Source organism: Pantoea sp. SGAir0430 (assembly GCF_043549295.1).
The window spans coordinates 804,111-822,806 of sequence record NZ_CP039427.1 but is presented as its reverse complement, the minus strand read 5'-3'; the positions used below and the strand labels follow the sequence as shown (position 1 = coordinate 822,806).

Genomic DNA, 18,696 nt, shown 5'->3' with positions numbered 1-18,696 from the left:
CAGACTCCCGGCGTTTTTTGAACGGCGTGACCTGAGCGCCAACGCTGAGGTCACTTCGGTTGAGGAAGAAGCCTGTATGTCACTGACTGACGCCCTGATTGCCCTGCTGATCGCCGCTCTCGCCCTGTTTGCGATTTACGACGATGTCATCCTGCCCCGCCGCAATGGACCGACCCGACTGCGCGTCACCCTGCGCCGCCGCCATAAAATCGACAGCGGCATCTTTATCGTGCTGCTACTGATTCTGCTGTGGAACAACGTCAGCCATCATGGCCCGCAGCTCACCACCACTTTGCTGATGGTGCTGTGCTTTATGGCTATCTGGCTGTTCTGGATCCGCAGCCCGCGGCTGCTGATGAAAAATGACGGCCTGTTTTTCGCCAGCGTGTGGATCGATTACCGGCGTATTCAGAGTATGAACCTGTCAGAGGATGGCATTCTGGTGATGCAGCTGGAGCAGCGTCGCCTGCTGATTGCGGTGAAACAGCTCGACGACCTGGAGAAAATCTACCATACGCTGGTGGAGGCGCGTTAAACGCGCTGCCACAGCGTCAGGGTGAAATCCGCGTCACAGCTAAAGGTGGCGCTGGAGGCCAGCTGCTGCCACACCGCTTCACGCGCACGCCAGGCAAAGGGGGTCATCTGCAGCAGGCTCACCGCTTCCGCCCCGTTCAGCGTCATCGTATAATGGAGGTTTTGCTGATCGATCTGCTCAAATCCCGCATAGTTTTTCTCTTCCGCCGTATGCAGCTGCACTTCACGATAGATCAACGCCTTAAACTGCTGCAGATGGTGCGGCCCCGGTGTCACCGTCAGCAAATAGCCGCCGGGCCTGATGACGCGGCTCAGCTCCTGCTCGTTACAGGGCGCGTAAATGCGCACGATAGCGTCCAGTGAGCCATCGGCAAACGGCAGGCGCTGGCTGGAGGCGACACAAAAGTTAACCGCGCGATAGCGCTTTGCCGCCATGCGCACCGCGGCTTTGGCCACATCCAGACCGTACAGCTGGCTGTCGGGCAACGCGGCAGCCAGGGCGGCGGTGTAATAGCCTTCGCCACAGCCGATATCCAGCAGCTGCGCGGGCCGGTTTGTGAGTGGCTGAGCCAGACGCTGCGCCACCCGATCGCGCAGCGGCTGATAGTGTCCGGCATCCAGAAAGGCCCGGCGCGCCTGAAGCATCTCTGCGCTGTCGCCCGGTTCGCGTGAACCTTTGTGCTGCACCGGCAGCAGGTTGACGTACCCCTCTTTCGCCCGATCGAACTGATGACCGGACGCACAGCGATAACTGCTGGCGTGCAGGTGCAAAGCGAGGTGGCAAAGTGGGCAAATCAACGACATAGATAACTCCGGGTTAGCGATTCGCGGCGCAGTTTACCCTGATCATCCGGTAACAGAAAGGATAAAGAAAAGCCCCGCTCATTGAGCAGGGCTTTTAAGATTCGATTCAGCGGTGCATGACACCGAGCCTGAGAGCGAAATCAGATAGCAGTAACGTTAACTGCTGCCGGGCCTTTCTGGCCGTCCTGAATTTCAAACTCAACTTGTTGACCTTCGGCCAGGGTTTTAAAACCGTTGCCCTGGATAGCAGAGAAGTGAACGAACACGTCTTTGCTGCCGTCAGCAGGAGTAATAAAACCAAAACCTTTAGACTCGTTGAACCACTTAACCTGACCTTTAATCTTTGCCATTTTTGCAAATTCCTTAGAGTGTTTATATTGCCCGCAGGCAGTCTTACAGAGAAACCAGAGACATTACTGAATGAGGCACTAATTTAAGGTTCGGCAAGGAAGCGGTATTCAACGTCAACGTCTTTACTCGTAACTTCTTTACTGAAGATGCCATACATAAACAGAACTGTACCTCGTTTGACCCACGATTCGTTATCACATATCCGCTAATTAATGGCAAGCCATTTTTAAACAGTGATCGACATGCCGCACATAATTGCCTGAAACCGGCAGCGAAAGGTGGATAACGTTATTGACAGCAACGCCTCAACGTGTGCAAAAAAAGTCTATGCGTCAGTATAGTTAGCGCCAGACTCGCGTTTCGTCAAGCGCAGCGGTAAACGCTGCCTTTTCACATTTAAACCGAATAAGTTTAGGCAAAAAATATTGCATTAATATGGCACAGATAAGCTATTTCACTGGCCGTTGTGCAATGAGCAACATAAACTGCGTAGCGCTCAAATCTTGTACAATAAATTGCTGGCAGTACAAGTTAAAAATAGTTTTGCACCAAAATCAGGAAAATATAATCGCCGTTGCCCCAAATATAAGCAGACTGCACGCTGGCATTTATCTCATTTTTTTCTAAACACCCAACAATTAAATGTTAAAAAGCGCGGAAGCCGCTGGCATTTAACAAAAATGGCTTAGGATAAATCTTAATCGTAATTCATCAGGCTGCGGCTCTCGCCAATTCGCCATGGGGCAAAAGGCGCATCCACCTCGCCCGCCTGCTGCAAGGCTTGCGCCAGCACCGTCGGCGGATCGTCAAGCGATTCGTCCGCAAGCTCAAATACGCCCCAGTGAATGGGAATCGCCAGCGGTCGCCCTATCTGCTGCCAGAGCTGTACCGCCTGATCCGGGTCCATGTGCTGGCCGCGCATGAACCATTTTGGTGCATAGGCACCTATCGGTAACGCAGCAAGATTAAACGGCCCCAGACGCTGCGCGATGGCAGAGAGATTATCGCTGTAGCCGCTATCGCCGGAGAACCAGAAATTGAGCGGCGCATTATGCACTACCCAGCCGCACCACAGCGACCGGTTGCGATCCCAGAAGGTGCGCATGCTCCAGTGGCGCGCGGGAACGGCTGTGAAGCTGATGTCGTCCAGTTGCACCTGCTGCCACCAGTCCAGTTCGGTGACGGTGCGCACGCCACGCCGGCGACACCAGTCGGCCATCCCCAGCGGCACCAGAAAGTGCGCGGCAGGAAAGCGGCGGGCGATGCGTTTTACCGTAGGCCGATCAAGGTGGTCGTAATGGTTATGCGAGATCAGCACATAATCAAGATACGGCAGCTGCGCCACGCTGAGCGGCGCCGGGGTTTTACGCTGCGGCCCGGCAAACGGCAACGGCGAAGCACGTGCCGACAGCGCCGGGTCGATCAAAATATAGCGCTGATTGAGACGCAGCAGCAGCGCGGCATGGCCCAGCCACCAGACACGGTCATCTTCACCGCTCAGGTCGGCCTGCTGGCACCAGCTGGCGGTAAAGGCCGCATAGCCGGACTGCGGTGGCAGCGGCAGATTCTGCTGCTTACGCTCGCGCCGCCAGCGCTGTAGATCGCCAGGCTGACGCAACTCCTCTTCCGGGTTACGAAAGCCGTGCGGCGTATGATGGGCCAGCGAAGCGTCATACCAGGGATTTTGCCAGGCCATGGCCTCTCCGTTGTGTGCTTAACGTTCCGGAATCAGGCGAATAAAGTCGCGCTTATCCCCGGCATCCTGCTCATCCTGCGCTTTTTCGGCCACCGGCTGCGCCTCAGCGATACGGCGCAGCAGCGCGTTCTGTTTCTTTTGCTCTTCCAGCAGCGCTTCCAGCAGCTGAAGCTGTTCACTGGCGCGCACGCTGGCCCGGTTAACAAAAAACCAGGCAATAAAGGCCACAACCACAATGATGGCCAGCACGCCATAGTTAAACAGCGGACCGGTACTGGCGGCTAATTCGTTCATAACTGCATCAATCCTCAAACATCATTCAGGTACATCGCCGCTGATTCTACTCGTTGCGTGCGGAAAAGATATGGTGGCGGAGATAAAGCAGATTATCCCGCCTGCGTGCCGCTTTCAGTTATCTCTGATCGATCCGGCGAGAAAAGCGAGGCATGCTGCTACTATAGAGTTCGCAGCAATGCGGGAACAGCTGCGTTATGTAACACAAGGAGATAAAAATGAAACTACTGATTCGTGCGGTGATGGTGCTGGCTGTCTTGTGGCTGGCGATGCTGTTTACCGGCTACGGCGTGTTAACCGGCAGCAATAAAAACGCAGCCGGGCTGGGCTTACAGTGCAGCTACCTGACCGCGCGCGGCATGATTACCGCACAGTATCTGCACACCGACAGCGGCATTGTTGGCGTTACCGATTGTCCACTGCTGAAGAAAAGCGGCGAAGTGGTCGATAACTAAGTTAAGCCGCCTGCCGGGCTGCGCGTCAGCCCGGCAGGATTCAGAACGGATAGTCGTAATAGCCCATTTGCTCCGACACCATGCGCGCAGCACGATGCAGCATCGCCACATACTCTTTTTTTGCCGGTTCGGAGAAGCGCACCGTCGGGAAAGAGAGGCTCATGCCGGCAATCACCACGCCGAAGCGATCAAATACCGGTACCGCCAGACAGCGAATTCCCGCTTCCTGCTCTTCATTATCCTCGCCAAAGCCCTGTTGCCTGACCTGCTCCAGCACCGGCAGTAGCGCCTGCGCGCTGACGATAGTGTTAGCGGTGCTGCGACGAAATTCCACTTCACGCAGAATGTCGTTCACCTCCGCGCGCTCACGCCACGCCAGCAGCACCTTGCCGATGGCGGTACTGTGCAGCGGATTACGCCGGCCGATGCGTGAATACATGCGCAGGTTATACAGCGAGTCAATCTTGTGGATATAGACGATGCTGTCCTCTTCCAGCGCGCCGAGATGAATGGTCTCTTTGGTCTGGCGCGACAGTTCGCGCATCTCCACATCGGCGCTGCGAATCAAATCCACGTTCTGCAGCGCGTGCGCGCCAAGTTCAAACAGCTTGAGCGTCAGCGAATATTTTTCGCTCTCGCCCTCCTGCGCCACATAGCCGAGCGATTTCATGGTCTGCAGAAAGCGGTAGACCGTGCTTTTCGACATCATCACCCGCTGCGAAAGCTCGGTAATGCCGTGATCGCGCTCTTCGCCCAGCGCCTGCAGAATGCCAAACACTTTCATCACCGATGATACGGCATCCGGCTGTTTATCGTTATCGCGGCTCGCCATGCGGGACTTCCTTAACGCTTTTGCAAAAAACGCCAGTATAGAGGTTACAGCCGGACGGCGGCAACGACACATCCACTTGTAATTTTTGTCCATCAATGCGGTGATTTCAGGCAGAAAATTGATTAGCATGATGATATTCACTTACTTCACTTCTCCCTGTTTATGTCTCCTACCGTGTCTCAGGATGGATTACCCGTTCCACAGCGCTACGGCGCAATAATTACCATTGCGCTTGGCATCATGATGGCGGTGCTGGACGGCGCGATTGCCAACGTGGCGCTGCCGACCATTGCGCGTGAGCTGAACGCCAGCCCGGCGGAATCGATCTGGATCGTCAACGCCTATCAAATCGCTATCGTGATTTCGCTGCTGTCGCTGTCGTTTCTTGGCGATATGTTCGGCTACCGGCGCGTCTATCAGGTCGGGCTGGTGCTGTTTGTATTCACCTCGCTGTTCTGCGCCCTTTCCTCTTCGCTGAATATGCTCACCGTGGCGCGCGTGCTGCAGGGCTTCGGCGGTGCGGCGCTGATGAGCGTCAACACTGCGCTAATCCGTATTATTTACCCGCAGCGCTTTCTGGGACGCGGCATGGCCATCAACTCGCTGATCGTGGCCGTTTCCAGCGCCGCCGGTCCCACGGTGGCGGCGGCGATTCTCTCCATCGCCAGCTGGAAATGGCTGTTCCTGATCAACGTGCCACTCGGTGTGGTGGCGCTGTGGCTGGCGCTGCGCTTCCTGCCGGATAACACGCAGAAAGCGAAGCAGCAGAAATTTGATGTGCCGAGCGCCATCATGAATGCGCTGTTTTTCGGCCTGCTGATTTCAGCGCTGACCGGCTTCGCGCAGGGAGAAAATGGCTGGCTGATTGCGGGTATGCTGCTGGCGCTGCTGCTGATCGGCGTGGTGTTTGTGCGGCGTCAGCTGGCAATGCCGGTGCCGCTGTTGCCAGTGGATTTGCTGCGCATTCCGGTGTTTTCGTTGTCGATCGGCACCTCGATCTGTTCGTTCTGTGCACAAATGCTGGCGATGGTGTCGCTGCCGTTTTTCCTGCAAAACGTACTGGGCCGGGATGAAGTCGCGACCGGCCTGCTGCTGACGCCGTGGCCGCTGGCTACCATGGTGATGGCACCGATTGCCGGCCGTCTCATCGAGAAGTTTCATGCCGGGCTGCTGGGTGGGCTGGGGCTGGCGCTGTTTGCCGCCGGGCTGTTTCTGCTGGCGCTGCTGCCTGCACAACCCACAGATGCCGATATTATCTGGCGCATGATGCTGTGCGGTGCCGGCTTCGGGCTGTTCCAGTCACCCAACAATCACACCATCATCTCGTCGGCTCCGCGCCAGCGTAGCGGTGGTGCCAGCGGCATGCTCGGCACCGCACGACTGGTCGGGCAAAGCACCGGTGCCGCGCTGGTGGCGCTGATGTTTAACCTGTTCAACGACAGCGGCACGCATGCCTCGCTGCTGCTGGCCGGAACCTTTGCCAGCGTGGCGGCGATCGTCAGTATGCTGCGCATGACACAAAGCCTTCAGCCGGCAGAGTCATAAAAAAAAGGGCGCCCGCAGGCGCCCTGTTCATTTTCTATATGGCTTACTTAAGGTAGGCACCGCTGCGCAGCGCTTCGATACGCTTGTCGAGCGGCGGGTGCGACATAAACAGCTCGCTCAGCGACTTACCTTTACCGTTAATACAGAACGCCATCATGCTGCTGGGTTCCTGCGGTTCGTAGCTGGTTTTCAGGCGCTGCAGCGCGGCAATCATCTTTTCACGCCCCACCAGCTTCGCAGAGCCGGCGTCGGCGTGGAATTCGCGATGGCGCGAGAACCACATGGTGATGATGCTGGCGAGAATACCAAACACCAGTTCCAGCACTGTCGCCACGGCAAAATAGACCAGCGGATTGCCGTTGCTGCTCTCTTCACCGTCGCGGTTGCCGGACAGGAAGCCAGACGCCACCTGCGCAATGATACGCGAAATGAAGATCACGAAGGTGTTCACGATACCCTGAATCAGCGTCATGGTGACCATGTCACCGTTCGCGATGTGGGCGATCTCGTGCGCCAGCACCGCCTCCGCTTCATCGCGGCTCATGTTCTGCAGCAAACCGGTGGAGACCGCTACCAGCGAGGCGTCACGGCGTGCGCCGGTGGCAAAGGCGTTGATATCGGGCGCGTGGTAAATCGCCACCTGCGGCATCGCAATGCCGACCTGCTGAGCCTGGCGGCCGACGGTTTCCATCAGCCAGCGTTCCGTCTCGTTACAGGGTTGTTCAATCACTTCACCGCCGACCGAGCGTAACGCCATCCATTTGGACATCAGCAGTGAAACAAACGCACCGCCAAAGCCAAACAGACCTGCCATAATCATCAGACCCTGAACACTGCTTGACTGGATTCCTGTCAGACTCAGAATCAGTCCGAATACCAACATCACCGCCAGGTTGGTGACCAGGAAAAGCGCAATACGCATCATAAACGTTAATCTTCCTCAGTTGTGCTCGCGCTCATGCGCGGATATACATCCTATGTCCATTGTGGCGCTTTTCAAGCGACCTTAATCTTTAAGTGCCTAAAAAGACATAACTTTACATTTGGTAATGGTAGCGGCTGCAGCCTGCCGGGCGGCGAGTTGCAGGCAAAAAAAAGCACCGCCGCAGCGGTGCTGTGATTTCAGGCCGAAGGGTTACTTCGCTGCCGCCGGCGCTGGCTGGTCTTTTTCCAGCTGGGCCAAATCGTTAGCGATTTTCACCGTTTCATCCAGATATGGATCCGGCTCTTTGTAGTCTTTCGGCAGATCGTCCAGGCTCTTCAGCGGCGCTTTGCCTTCCGCCTGGTAGCGCGCATTGATACGTTCCAGACGCAGCGCATCTTCTTCGTGGTTCTCTTTCTCGCGCTGGGCCAGATTCAGCGACACGATGTTACGCTTATCCTTCATCGCGTTGAAACGCGCGATGTCTTTCATGATGTACTGGAACTCGCGATCTTTGGCGATGCGATCGGCGTGCTCTTTGGTCAGCTGCGGCACCAGCGGCGTGATATCGCCGGTTTTGGTGTAGGTCGCCGCGTTGATGCTGTCCCACGGCAGCGCGTTATCCTCAAACTTCTCGCCGGTCTCTGCTGCTTCCACACCGGTCGGCATCAGCAGGTCTGGCGTGACGCCTTTCCGCTGAGTACTGCCGCCGTTGATGCGGTAGAACTTCTGAATGGTGTACTGGACTGAGCCCAGCGCCGGCCATTCCGGACGCAGCATCTGATCGTAGATGCGGTTAAGTGAGCGATACTGCTGCACCGTGCCCTTACCAAAGGTCGGTTCGCCGACAATCAGCGCGCGGCCGTAATCCTGCATCGCCGCGGCAAAGATTTCCGACGCCGAGGCGCTGAAGCGATCGACCAGCACTACCAGCGGACCTTTGTAGTAAACGATGCCGTCGTTGTCGCTGTCCTCACGCACGCGACCATTATTGTCACGCACCTGCACCACCGGACCACTCGGAATAAACAGGCCGGAGAGCGATACCGCTTCGGTCAGCGCGCCGCCGCCGTTGGTACGCAGATCGATGACGATGCTGTCGACGTTCTGCTTCTGCAGTTTCTGCAGCTGCACTTTCACATCATCGGTCAGGCCAACGTAGAAGCCCGGGATATCCAGCACGCCGACTTTCTCTTTGCCGACGTTGTGCACGGTGCCCTTCACCGCGCGATCTTCCAGACGGATTTTCTCACGCGTCAGCGTCACGGTACGGGTTTTGGTGCCCTTGCCGGCTGGCAGGATCTCGAGGCGCACTTTGCTGCCCTTCGGCCCTTTAATTTTGGACACCACGTCATCCAGACGCCAGCCAATCACATCTTCCATTGGCTTGCCCGGCTGGCCGACGCCCACAATGCGGTCGCCCACGCTGATGGATTTGCTCTTGGCCGCCGGACCACCGGCGACCATCGAGTTGATCACCGTGTAGTCATCATCCATCTGCAGCACGGCACCGATACCTTCCAGCGACAGGCTCATTTCGGTATTGAACTGCTCGGTGTTGCGCGGTGACAGATAGTTAGTATGCGGGTCGATTTCATGCGCGAACGCGGTCATAGCCAGCTGGAACACATCTTCGCTGTTGCTTTGTGCCAGACGACGGATGGCAAAGTTGTAGCGCTTGGTCAGCGTCTCGCGAATCTCTTTGTCATCTTTCCCGGCCAGCTTCAGGCTCAGCTCGTCATACTTCACCTTGGCATCCCACAGCGCGTTTAGCTCATCTGTGCTTTTCGGCCACGGTGCTTTGGCACGATCGATATCGATGGTGTCATTGCCGGTGAAGTTCATCGGGCGGTTCAGCACGCTGAGCGCATACTGATAGCGCTCGAAGCGGCGCTTCTGCGCCAGATTATAAAGATCGTAAAACACATCCAGCTTGCCGCTGCGCAACTCATCACCGAGCGTGGTTTTCTTGTCGGCGAATTGTGCCACGTCCGACGCCAGCAGCACGTTATGGCTGTAGTCGAGCAGATTCAGGTAGCGGTCAAAAATTTTCGCCGAAAAATCCTGATTCAGATCGAACTGACGATAGTGAGAGCGGGTGAAACGCGAGGTGACGCGTTCACTGACGGTGGGATGCTGTGCTTCTTCGTGTAACTGGGGAATCTGGTCGGCGCGGGTAATGTTGTCCGCGCCAAAGGTGGGGCCTGCCAGCAGCAGGCCCGCGATCATACCGATCTTAAAAATGCTGTTCATGCCAGGGTCGGGCCTCCGTTTCAGAACTGCAAGTGTTCTGCGCGCACAATCATTGCCAGGCCGGAAGCGAGCTGGACCCGGACGCCATCTTTGGTAATTTCCAGGATGGTAGCGTCCATTGCACTTTTGCCTGCTTTGACTTTGATGTTTTGACCCGCTTGCAACGTTGAAGTGTCAGTGACGGGTTTTGCCCGCGGTGGACGCGGAGCAGCCTGACGCTCACCGGCCGCAGCACGCGGTGCCTGTGGACGTGGCTTGCGCGGTGCGTCGCCCTCCGCCGCTTTACGGGCAGCAGGCTTGCGCGGACGGCGCTCAGCGGTCTCTTCACCGGCTTCACGTTTTTTCGCTTTTTGCTGCTCGCGCTGCGCCTGCACGCGCGCTTTGGCTTCTTCCAGCTGCTTGCGCGCATGTTCTACGTGCTGCTCATCCAGCACGCCACAGGCGTTGCCGTCGAGATCGACACGGGTGGCACCGGCTTTAATGCCGTAAAGATAACGCCAGCTTGAGGTATAAAGGCGTAAGGCCGAACGCAGTTGCGTCTTGCTCAGGCTGTTTTCGCCCTGAACGCGCTCCACCAGATCCTGAAAGATACCGATTTTGAGCGGACGCGCTTCACCTTCGGCGCTAAAGCAGTGCGGAAAACGCTGCGCCAGAAAGGCGATGACTTCTTTACTGCTGTTCAACTTAGGTTGATTTTCCATGAAATTTCCTGATTACAACGGGTTTGCCGACCAGAGCAGGCATGAACAGGCGACATTATAATGACAACATCGCCAAATGCTATGTGATCCAGTCGATTAGCTGCGCGTCAGCTGAAGAAATTTTTCAATGTCGCTGTTCGCCAGCACTGCACAAAGCCCGTCGGTAAGGGCTACCAGCCCCGCTTCATCCTCGCTATCGAAGCGAGAATAAACCGTACTGTCGATGTCGAGAACACCGACCATCGTGCCATTCACTTTCAGAGGAATCACGATTTCCGCGTTACTGGCGGCGTCGCAGGCAATGTGCCCCGGGAAAGCGTGCACGTCTTCAACCCGCTGCACGCTATCCTCCGCAACCGCGGTGCCACATACTCCTTTACCCACCGGAATGCGTACGCAGGCGATTTTGCCCTGGAAAGGCCCCAGCACCAGCGTCTCCGGCTCGGTCAGCAGATAGAAGCCTGCCCAGTTAACCCCTTCCAGGCGTTCAAACAGCAGCGCACTGCAGTTGCCCAGCGCCGCCAGGAAAGAAGTTTCGCCCGCTAACAGTGCGCGGACATCGCGATTTAAATCCTCGTAAAAGGCTTTTTTGTTCATTGTTTAACCATAACTCATCACTGGCGTGACCTTGTTGTCACTCAGTTGTTAAAATAAGCACTAATAATCCAACCCCACAAGGTGAATCATTGTGTTAGTTACTATACCCTTAGCACGCTATGCTTGAGACTATTCTCGTACCATAGATTGATGCAGACAGACGAGCTCTGCTCCGCATGCCGGTAACTGTAACGAATAATGGGCCCCTTGCGTCATTTATGAAAATTCACGCCATCAGCCAGACGTTGCCCCACGCACGTTATCAGCGTTGCCCGCAATGCGATACCCTTTTTTCCTTACCGGATGTGAAATCGCATCAGTCGGCTTATTGCCCGCGCTGTCATGCCCGTATTCAGAACGGTCGCGACTGGTCAATGACGCGGCTCACCGCCATGGCCGTCACGATGATCGTACTGATGCCGTTCGCCTTCAGCCTGCCGCTGGTGGATATCCGCCTGCTTGGCATGCGCATCAACGCCAGCCTGCTGGAGGGCGTGCTGCAGATGGCGCAACAGGGCAACGTGCTGACAGCCGCCATGGTGGCGTTTTGCACGATTGGCGCGCCAGTGACGCTGGTGGCCGGCATCTGCTATTTGTGGATTGGCCACGCGCTCGGCATGAACCTGCGCCCGGTCCTGCTGATGCTGGAGAAGCTCAAAGAGTGGGTCATGCTGGATATCTATCTGGTCGGCGTAGCGGTGGCATCGATTAAGGTGCAGGATTATGCCGCGCTGGAGGTCGGCTACGGGCTGGTCGCCTATATCGCGCTGACCATCATGAGCCTGCTGACGCTGATTCATCTCAACGTGGAGGAGCTGTGGGAACATTATTACCCGCAGTCGGTGCCGCACGAACCGCCCGAGCGGTGGCAGGTTTGCCTGAACTGCCACCATACCGGTATGCCCGATGAACGCGGACGCTGCACGCGCTGCCATACGCCGCTCAATTTTCGCCGCCGCCACAGCCTGCAAAAATCCTGGGCGGCGCTAATCGCCTCGATTGTGCTGCTGATCCCGGCTAACCTGCTGCCGATTTCGGTGGTGTACGTCAACGGTGCGCGGCGCGAAGACACCATTTTCTCCGGGATTCTCGGCCTCGCCTCCGGTAATGTGCCGGTGGCCGCGGTGGTGTTTATCGCCAGTATTCTGGTGCCGTTTACCAAGGTGTTAGTGATGCTGACGCTGTTGCTCAGCATCCATTTTAAGTGTGAACAGGGTTTGAAAACCCGCATCCGTCTGCTGCGCGCCGTCACCTGGGTGGGCCGCTGGTCGATGCTGGATCTGTTCGTCATCGCTTTAACCATGTCGCTGGTCAATCGTGACCAGCTGCTGGCTTTTACCATGGGACCTGCCGCCTTCTACTTTGGCGCGGCAGTCATCCTGACCATTATGGCCGTTGAGTGGCTCGATAGCCGCCTGATCTGGGATGCACATGCAACAGGAAACGCCGACTACACCGACTAGCGCTAATCTGCGTAATAAACGCAAGATTTCGCCGTTCTGGCTTTTGCCCATTATCGCCCTGCTGATTGCCGGCTGGCTGTTATGGACCAATTATCAGGAGCGCGGCACCACCATCACCATCAACTTCCAGACCGCGGATGGCATCGTGCCGGGCCGCACGCCGATTCGCTATCAGGGCGTGGAAGTGGGCACCGTGCAGGGCATTGTGCTGAGCGATGACTACCGCAGCATTCAGATCAAAGCCAGCATCAAGAGCGACATGCGCGATGCGCTACGAGAGAACACCCAGTTCTGGCTGGTGACGCCAAAAGCCTCGCTGGCGGGCGTCTCCGGGCTGGATGCGCTGGTGGGCGGTAACTACATCGGCATGATGCCCGGCGACGGCAAAGAGCGCGATCACTTTACCGCGCTGGATACCCAGCCGAAATACCGGGTAAACACCGGCGAACTGCTGATTCACCTGCACGCGCCCGATCTCGGCTCGCTCAACACCGGTTCGCTGGTCTATTACCGTAAAATTCCGGTCGGCCGCGTCTATGACTACAGCATCAACGGTAATACCGATGGCGTGACCATCGACGTGCTGATTGAGCGGCGCTTTACCAACCTGGTGAAAAAACAGAGCCGCTTCTGGAATGTGTCGGGCGTTGACGCCGATGTCAGCCTGAGCGGCGCCAAAGTGAAGCTGGAGAGCCTGGCCGCGCTGGTGAATGGCGCGATTGCCTTTGACTCGCCGGACAGCGGCGAACAGGCCAACAGTGATCAAAACTATCAGCTCTATTCGGATCTGGCGCACAGCCAGCGCGGCGTGCTGATTTCGCTCGATCTGCCCAACGGCGACAACCTGAAAGCCGACAGCACGCCGCTGATGTATCAGGGACTGGAAGTGGGCACCCTGACCAAACTGACGCTGCTGCCGGGCGGCAAAGTGTCCGGCGAGCTGACGATCGATCCCTCCGTCACCGGCCTGATGCGCAGCGGCACGCGGATTGAGATGCGCGCGCCGAAACTCAGCCTGACCGACACCAGCCTGAGCAGCCTGCTGACCGGCAATACGCTGGAACTGGTCCCGGGCGAAGGTGAGCCGCAGGATCACTTCAGCGTGCTGCCGGCCAGCGAAACGCTGTTGCAGAAGCCGGATGTGCTCACCGTTCAGCTCAGCGCGCCGGAAACCTACGGTATCGACGCCGGGCAGCCGGTGATGCTGTATGGCGTGAAGATCGGCCAGGTAATTTCGCGCCGGCTGGATGAAAACGGCATCAGCTTTGTGGCAGCCATCAATCCGGAGCACCGCCAGCTGGTGCACGCCGACAGCAAGTTCATCGTTAACAGCCGTCTCGACGTTAAATTTGGCCTCGACGGCATGCAGGTGCTGGGCGCCAGCGCGCGCGAATGGGTCGACGGCGGTATCCGGCTGGTGCCGGGTGCGAAAGGTCAGCCGTCCAGCCGCTATCCGCTGTACGCCGACTCAGAGCGCGCGGCGGAAGGCATTACCGGCGATCAGCCGCCGACCACGCTCAAACTGACCGCCAACAGCCTGCCGGATGTGCAGGCCGGCTCGGTGGTGCTGTACCGCAAGTTCCAGGTCGGTGAAGTGGTAGATGTGGTGCCGCGCGCCGATGCGTTTGAGATTTCGGTCCATATCCAGCCGCAGTATCGCAAGCTGCTGACCAGCGAAAGCGTGTTCTGGGCCGAAGGCGGCGCCAAAGTCCAGCTCAACGGCAGCGGTCTGACCGTGCAGGCTTCGCCGCTGAACCGCGCACTGAAAGGCGCAATCAGCTTTGATAATCTGACGGGCGCGCAGGCAGCGAAAGGCGTTAAGCGCGTACTCTATCCGTCAGAGACCGCCGCGCGTGCGGTCGGCAGCCAGATTACCCTGCACACCTTTGATGCCAGCAAACTGTCGGCCGGCATGCCAATCCGCTACCTCGGTATCAACGTCGGTCAGGTGGAGTCGCTGGCGCTGAGCCAGGATAACAACCAGGTGGTGGCGAAAGCGGTGCTCTATCCGGAGTATGTGCAGGACTTCGCGCGCATCGGCAGCCGCTTCTCTGTCGTCTCGCCGGAGATTTCGCCCGCCGGCGTCAATCACCTGGAAACGCTGCTGCAGCCGTATGTGAACGTGGATCCGGGCAAAGGCGCGCTGGCGCGCAGCTTTGAGCTGCAGGAGAGCACCATTACCGACTCGCGTTACCTTAACGGGCTGAACATCTATGTGGATACCACCGAAGCCGGATCGCTGTCGATTGGCACGCCGGTGCTGTTCCGCGGTGTAGAAGTCGGCACGGTAACCGGCACTTCGCTGGGTAACATGGCCGATCGCGTGCAAATCGCGCTGCGCATCAGCAAAAAGTATCAGCATCTGGTGCGTAACAACTCGGTGTTCTGGCTGGCCTCCGGTTATAACCTCGACTTTGGCCTGATTGGCGGCGTGGTGAAAACCGGCACCTTCCAGCAGTTCATTCGCGGCGGCATCCAGTTTGCCACACCACCGACGGTGCCGCTGGCACCACAGGCCGGTGCCGACAAGCACTTCCTGCTGCAGGATGAAGCGCCAAAAGAGTGGCGCAACTGGGGCACGGCGATTCCGTCGCCAAACTAAGACAACGGGCAGCCTGCGGGCTGCCCGACTTATTTGCGTCAGGGATATTGCGCACGGCTGTACCTGAGCCGGGCTCAGCGTTACACTTCGCCCTCACTTTGTTAGTCCGGTAGATATCCGTGTCCGATCGTTTTCCTGAAGATTTTCTCGCGCTGATGCGCGCCAGCCTGGCCGACGAGGCCGAACTCGAACGCTTTCTCGCCATCAGTCAGCAGCCACTACGCCGCAGTCTGCGCGTCAATACGCTGAAAATCAGCGTGGAGGATTTTCTCACGCGCGTGGCGGGCTACGGCTGGCAGCTGACGCCGATTCCGTGGTGTCGGGAAGGCTTCTGGATTGCGCGTGATGACGAATCGCTGCCGCTCGGCAGCGTCGCGGAACACCTCAGCGGTCTGTTCTATATTCAGGAAGCCAGCTCAATGCTGCCGGTCAGCGCGCTGTTTGACGCCGCGCCGGATGCCCGCCAGGTGATGGATGTGGCCGCTGCGCCAGGCTCTAAAACCACGCAGATGGCCGCACTGATGCGCAATCAGGGCGCGATCCTCGCCAATGAATACTCCGCCAGCCGGGTGAAAGTGCTGCATGCCAATATCAGCCGCTGCGGCGTCAGCAATGTGGCGCTGACCCATTTTGACGGGCGCGTCTTTGGTGCCGCGCTGCCGGAACAGTTCGATGCCATACTGCTGGATGCGCCCTGCTCCGGCGAAGGCGTGGTACGGAAAGATGCTGACGCGCTGCGCAACTGGACGCTGGCCAGCACCGAGGCCATCGCCGCCACCCAGCGCGATTTACTCGACAGCGCTTTTCACGCGCTGCAACCGGGCGGCACGCTGATTTACTCGACCTGTACGCTCAATACCATCGAAAACCAGCAGGTGATTGCCTGGCTGCAGCAGCGCTATCCGCAGGCGCTGGAAATTGTGCCGCTCAACGATTTGTTCGCTGGCGCCGAACGCGCGCTGACGCCGGAAGGCTTCCTGCACGTGTTTCCGCATATCTACGACAGCGAAGGCTTTTTCGTCGCGCGGCTGCGCAAAACTGCCAGCGTGCCGCCATTGCCGGCACCGACCTACAAACTCGGTAAGCTGCCCTTCTCACCCGCCAGCCGCAAGCTGGTGGCGGAGGTGGCGCAGGCCGCGCACAAGGTGGGACTGCATTGGGATGAGAGCCTGACGCTGTGGCAGCGCGACAAAGAGCTGTGGCTGTTCCCGGCGGCGCTGGAGAGCTGGCTCAGCAAAGTGCGTTTCTCGCGTATTGGTCTCAAACTGGCGGAAACCTTCCCGAAAGGCTTTCGCTGGCAGCATGAAGCGGTGGTGGCGCTGGCGCAACCGGACAGCGCGCTGGCGTTCGAACTGGACGAAGCGCAGGCGGAAAGCTGGTATCGCGGTCAGGATATCCATCCCGACACGCCGCCCGCGCGCGATGAAGTGATTGTCACTTACCAGCAGCAGCCGCTGGGCCTGGCGAAACGCGTCGGAAGCCGCGTCAAAAACAGCTATCCGCGTGAACTGGTGCGCGACGGCCGGCTGTTCCGCTAACATGCATTACTGCAATTGCACCAGCGTCAGCCTGTTGCCAAATACCGCGCCGGTATCAATGTAGTGCTGATTCGCGGCGTTAAGCGACTGCTCCAGCGGCGTGTGGCCAAAGTAGAACGCACTGGCACCGGCGATCGGCTGCGAACGACCGCGCTGATGGCGAGCGAGCCGGTCGCGGCTCCAGACGACCTGATGCCAGTCGACATCCTGTCCCAGTGCATAGGCACTGGCAGGATAGTCAGCATGAGCAATGACGATGACGCGCTCCTCGAATTGCAGATGTAATATCAGCGGCAGTTCGGCACAGCGCTTCAGCGCATGACGCGCGGCAATCAGCCGCGCACCGCTCAGCTGCCAGAACCAGTCCCCGCCGTTCATCATCCACAGCATCGGATCGTCGCCCTGCAGCGCATCGAGCGCCATCTGCTCGTGATTACCGCGCACGCAGCGGAACCACGGCTCTTCCAGCAGTTGCAGACAGCCAAGGCTGTCCGGCCCGCGGTCGATTAAATCCCCGACCGATAGCAGCAGATCCTGTTGCCGATCAAAGCCCTGCCGCAGCAGCTGCGCATCAAGCTGCGCGCGGCAGCCGTGCAAATCACCGACCACCCAAATATTGCGCCAGTTATTTGCACGCAGCGTCTGATAAAACATGTAATCTGCCCCGGTTGACTGGAAGTTTAGTAAACCCGGCATAAAGTATAGTCCGGTGAGGGGTAGCCGCGGAGGCATCAGCGTGAGCAGTCGGAAACAGTTTGTTGGCATCCTCGTGATGATTTTTATTGGCAGCCTGCTACTGCTGGAGTCGCTCGCGCGCCTGGTGCATCTGCTTTTTGTTGGCTGAGCGGTGTTTCATACCGCGCTAAACGCTTACACTCCTTTGCGTCTTACTGAAAGGAGTCGCCATGAGTCAGAATATCTACGATAACCCCGATTTTTTTGCTGGCTACGCCACCCTGCCGCGTTCGGTCAACGGACTGGACGGCGCGCCCGAGTGGCCCGCGCTGCGGGCAATGCTGCCTGAACTGCGTGACCAGCGCGTGCTGGATTTGGGCTGCGGCTACGGCTGGTTTTGTCGTTACGCGCAGCAGCAAGGCGCGCGTGAAGTTGTGGGGCTGGATGTGTCAGAAAAAATGCTGGCGCAGGCCGCTGCCATGACCGATCGTCCCGGCATCACTTACCAGCGCGCTGATCTCGAAACCCTGCAGCTCAGCAGCACTTTTGACGTGGTGTACAGTTCACTGGCGCTGCACTATCTCAGCCATATCGACGCCCTGTTTGCCACGATCTTTCATGCGTTACGTCCCGGCGGCGCGCTGGTGTTTTCATGCGAGCACCCGATTTATACCGCTCCGCGTCAGCAGGAGTGGATCATTGATGATGCCGGGCAGCGCAGCTGGCCAGTCAATCAGTATCAGCAGGAAGGGGAACGGGTCAGCAACTGGTTTGCCGCTGGCGTGAAGAAGCAGCACCGCAAGCTGGCAACGTGGATCAATGCGCTGATTGCCGCCGGTCTGGTGATTGAACGGCTGGATGAGTGGGGTCCGGATGTACAGCAGGTAGCGGAGAATCCGGCGCTGGACGAGGAGCGCGAGCGTCCGATGCTGTTTTTGCTGGCGGCGCGCAGGCCGCTGTAAGGTTTTCAGCAGTGGCTGCATCCTGCAGCCCTGTGAAAATTCCCCCCGGCGCTTATCTCCGGCACTCAATCAAGGTGTTAGCTCTGTAAGGGACGGCACCTACTGTAGCGCTTAAGATTATTCCGAACAAGTTAAATGATATTAACTATCATTCTCAACTATTGATCTGGCACGCTGTCTGGCTGAGTCAACGGTGCATATCACAATCACACTACTGCTATGGCCAATCTATGCCTAACGCGTGATTAAAAAGATCGCCAGCATAAAACCGACAAACAAACCGGCAAAGGTCAGCAATCCGGTGCGCGGCGTTTTGGCCTGACCGACAATCGCGCCGATAAAAATGCTCAGAATGGTGAGCGTGCCAATCATTACCCAGAGAAGATAGTGTGTATTTGCTGCCATGCGAAATCCTGTTAAGCGGCCATCAATCAATGCGCCCTGTTATACCATTTTTCGCTGTGGCTGGCTG

19 protein-coding genes are annotated in these 18,696 nt (G+C 57.8%); 7 read left to right on the top strand and 12 right to left on the bottom strand.

The features are described from left to right. Positions 1-76 precede the first annotated feature (76 nt). The gene (locus E7738_RS03990) at positions 77-535 is read left to right on the top strand and encodes a DUF986 family protein (protein WP_021510026.1); all 459 of its coding nucleotides are present in this window, start codon (positions 77-79) and stop codon (positions 533-535) included. Here E7738_RS03990 and rlmA read toward each other — a convergent pair. From rlmA to E7738_RS03965, 5 genes are all read right to left on the bottom strand, one after another. Next, positions 532-1,338: a 23S rRNA (guanine(745)-N(1))-methyltransferase gene (gene rlmA / locus E7738_RS03985; RefSeq protein ID WP_152390951.1), complete on the bottom strand. Its 807-nt coding sequence runs from the start codon at positions 1,336-1,338 to the stop codon at positions 532-534. The two genes, E7738_RS03990 and rlmA, sit on opposite strands and share 4 nt — an antisense overlap. A 140-nt stretch (positions 1,339-1,478) precedes the next feature. Then, a complete protein-coding gene (gene cspE, locus E7738_RS03980) occupies positions 1,479-1,688 on the bottom strand; it encodes a transcription antiterminator/RNA stability regulator CspE (RefSeq protein WP_021510024.1) in 210 nt (69 codons plus the stop codon). 83 nt (positions 1,689-1,771) lie between these two features. Then, positions 1,772-1,846 (bottom strand): DUF2627 domain-containing protein, encoded by a 75-nt coding sequence (locus E7738_RS03975; RefSeq protein ID WP_110866451.1) that lies wholly within the window; start codon positions 1,844-1,846, stop codon positions 1,772-1,774. Between the two features lie 540 nt (positions 1,847-2,386). After that, the gene (locus E7738_RS03970; RefSeq protein ID WP_262257882.1) at positions 2,387-3,385 is read right to left on the bottom strand and encodes an MBL fold metallo-hydrolase; all 999 of its coding nucleotides are present in this window, start codon (positions 3,383-3,385) and stop codon (positions 2,387-2,389) included. Between the two features lie 18 nt (positions 3,386-3,403). Further along, on the bottom strand, positions 3,404-3,679 hold the full coding sequence (locus tag E7738_RS03965) for a YebO family protein (RefSeq protein WP_152390949.1): 276 nt from the start codon (positions 3,677-3,679) through the stop codon (positions 3,404-3,406). A 218-nt stretch (positions 3,680-3,897) separates the two neighbouring features. On the opposite strand from E7738_RS03965, the gene E7738_RS03960 reads away from it, so the two are divergent. Next, complete coding sequence (locus E7738_RS03960; RefSeq protein ID WP_021510021.1) at positions 3,898-4,134, top strand: YobH family protein; 237 nt, start codon at positions 3,898-3,900, stop codon at positions 4,132-4,134. A 40-nt stretch (positions 4,135-4,174) separates the two neighbouring features. On the opposite strand, the gene kdgR is transcribed toward E7738_RS03960, so the two are convergent. Continuing rightward, complete coding sequence (gene kdgR / locus E7738_RS03955) at positions 4,175-4,966, bottom strand: DNA-binding transcriptional regulator KdgR (protein ID WP_262257881.1); 792 nt, start codon at positions 4,964-4,966, stop codon at positions 4,175-4,177. 162 nt (positions 4,967-5,128) lie between these two features. Here kdgR and E7738_RS03950 point away from each other — a divergent pair, with 162 nt between their 5' ends. After that, positions 5,129-6,511 (top strand): MFS transporter, encoded by a 1,383-nt coding sequence (locus E7738_RS03950; RefSeq protein WP_394516122.1) that lies wholly within the window; start codon positions 5,129-5,131, stop codon positions 6,509-6,511. 43 nt (positions 6,512-6,554) lie between these two features. Here the strand turns inward: E7738_RS03950 and htpX are convergent, their stop codons facing one another. The 4 genes from htpX to E7738_RS03930 all read right to left on the bottom strand — a co-directional run bounded on the left by htpX (position 6,555) and on the right by E7738_RS03930 (position 10,984). Beyond that, complete coding sequence (gene htpX, locus E7738_RS03945) at positions 6,555-7,436, bottom strand: protease HtpX (protein ID WP_394516121.1); 882 nt, start codon at positions 7,434-7,436, stop codon at positions 6,555-6,557. 210 nt (positions 7,437-7,646) lie between these two features. After that, on the bottom strand, positions 7,647-9,686 hold the full coding sequence (prc, locus tag E7738_RS03940; RefSeq protein WP_021510017.1) for a carboxy terminal-processing peptidase: 2,040 nt from the start codon (positions 9,684-9,686) through the stop codon (positions 7,647-7,649). 20 nt (positions 9,687-9,706) lie between these two features. Then, positions 9,707-10,387: an RNA chaperone ProQ gene (gene proQ, locus E7738_RS03935; protein ID WP_010616374.1), complete on the bottom strand. Its 681-nt coding sequence runs from the start codon at positions 10,385-10,387 to the stop codon at positions 9,707-9,709. 96 nt (positions 10,388-10,483) lie between these two features. After that, positions 10,484-10,984: a GAF domain-containing protein gene (locus E7738_RS03930; RefSeq protein WP_058774590.1), complete on the bottom strand. Its 501-nt coding sequence runs from the start codon at positions 10,982-10,984 to the stop codon at positions 10,484-10,486. Between the two features lie 218 nt (positions 10,985-11,202). On the opposite strand from E7738_RS03930, the gene yebS reads away from it, so the two are divergent. The 3 genes from yebS (at position 11,203) to rsmF (ending at position 16,587) form a co-directional block, all read left to right on the top strand. Next, the gene (gene yebS / locus E7738_RS03925) at positions 11,203-12,447 is read left to right on the top strand and encodes a membrane integrity lipid transport subunit YebS (protein WP_394516120.1); all 1,245 of its coding nucleotides are present in this window, start codon (positions 11,203-11,205) and stop codon (positions 12,445-12,447) included. Beyond that, positions 12,416-15,049: a PqiB family protein gene (locus tag E7738_RS03920; RefSeq protein ID WP_058771299.1), complete on the top strand. Its 2,634-nt coding sequence runs from the start codon at positions 12,416-12,418 to the stop codon at positions 15,047-15,049. The genes yebS and E7738_RS03920 overlap by 32 nt, the downstream gene beginning before the upstream one ends. Before the next feature lie 113 nt (positions 15,050-15,162). Next, positions 15,163-16,587: a 16S rRNA (cytosine(1407)-C(5))-methyltransferase RsmF gene (gene rsmF, locus E7738_RS03915; protein ID WP_150360568.1), complete on the top strand. Its 1,425-nt coding sequence runs from the start codon at positions 15,163-15,165 to the stop codon at positions 16,585-16,587. Positions 16,588-16,593: 6 nt separating this feature from the next. Here rsmF and E7738_RS03910 read toward each other — a convergent pair whose 3' ends face one another. Then, entirely contained in the window at positions 16,594-17,241 is a 648-nt protein-coding gene (locus E7738_RS03910; protein WP_394516329.1) for a metallophosphoesterase, read from the bottom strand. A 251-nt stretch (positions 17,242-17,492) separates the two neighbouring features. Here E7738_RS03910 and E7738_RS03905 point away from each other — a divergent pair, with 251 nt between their 5' ends. Continuing rightward, complete coding sequence (locus tag E7738_RS03905; protein WP_394516119.1) at positions 17,493-18,224, top strand: class I SAM-dependent methyltransferase; 732 nt, start codon at positions 17,493-17,495, stop codon at positions 18,222-18,224. 234 nt (positions 18,225-18,458) lie between these two features. On the opposite strand, the gene E7738_RS03900 is transcribed toward E7738_RS03905, so the two are convergent. Next, positions 18,459-18,629: a hypothetical protein gene (locus E7738_RS03900; RefSeq protein WP_165899336.1), complete on the bottom strand. Its 171-nt coding sequence runs from the start codon at positions 18,627-18,629 to the stop codon at positions 18,459-18,461. Positions 18,630-18,696 lie beyond the last annotated feature (67 nt).

Excerpts from the sequence above, each read along its gene's own strand:
- E7738_RS03990 (WP_021510026.1), top strand. The coding sequence starts at position 77 with ATGTCACTGACTGACGCCCTGATTGCCCTGCTGATCGCCGCTCTCGCC.
- rlmA (WP_152390951.1), bottom strand. The coding sequence starts at position 1,338 with ATGTCGTTGATTTGCCCACTTTGCCACCTCGCTTTGCACCTGCACGCC.
- cspE (WP_021510024.1), bottom strand. The coding sequence starts at position 1,688 with ATGGCAAAGATTAAAGGTCAGGTTAAGTGGTTCAACGAGTCTAAAGGT.
- E7738_RS03970 (WP_262257882.1), bottom strand. The coding sequence starts at position 3,385 with ATGGCCTGGCAAAATCCCTGGTATGACGCTTCGCTGGCCCATCATACG.
- E7738_RS03965 (WP_152390949.1), bottom strand. The coding sequence starts at position 3,679 with ATGAACGAATTAGCCGCCAGTACCGGTCCGCTGTTTAACTATGGCGTG.
- E7738_RS03960 (WP_021510021.1), top strand. The coding sequence starts at position 3,898 with ATGAAACTACTGATTCGTGCGGTGATGGTGCTGGCTGTCTTGTGGCTG.
- kdgR (WP_262257881.1), bottom strand. The coding sequence starts at position 4,966 with ATGGCGAGCCGCGATAACGATAAACAGCCGGATGCCGTATCATCGGTG.
- E7738_RS03950 (WP_394516122.1), top strand. The coding sequence starts at position 5,129 with ATGTCTCCTACCGTGTCTCAGGATGGATTACCCGTTCCACAGCGCTAC.
- htpX (WP_394516121.1), bottom strand. The coding sequence starts at position 7,436 with ATGATGCGTATTGCGCTTTTCCTGGTCACCAACCTGGCGGTGATGTTG.
- prc (WP_021510017.1), bottom strand. The coding sequence starts at position 9,686 with ATGAACAGCATTTTTAAGATCGGTATGATCGCGGGCCTGCTGCTGGCA.
- proQ (WP_010616374.1), bottom strand. The coding sequence starts at position 10,387 with ATGGAAAATCAACCTAAGTTGAACAGCAGTAAAGAAGTCATCGCCTTT.
- E7738_RS03930 (WP_058774590.1), bottom strand. The coding sequence starts at position 10,984 with ATGAACAAAAAAGCCTTTTACGAGGATTTAAATCGCGATGTCCGCGCA.
- yebS (WP_394516120.1), top strand. The coding sequence starts at position 11,203 with ATGAAAATTCACGCCATCAGCCAGACGTTGCCCCACGCACGTTATCAG.
- E7738_RS03920 (WP_058771299.1), top strand. The coding sequence starts at position 12,416 with ATGCAACAGGAAACGCCGACTACACCGACTAGCGCTAATCTGCGTAAT.
- E7738_RS03910 (WP_394516329.1), bottom strand. The coding sequence starts at position 17,241 with ATGTTTTATCAGACGCTGCGTGCAAATAACTGGCGCAATATTTGGGTG.
- E7738_RS03905 (WP_394516119.1), top strand. The coding sequence starts at position 17,493 with ATGAGTCAGAATATCTACGATAACCCCGATTTTTTTGCTGGCTACGCC.
- E7738_RS03900 (WP_165899336.1), bottom strand. The coding sequence starts at position 18,629 with ATGGCAGCAAATACACACTATCTTCTCTGGGTAATGATTGGCACGCTC.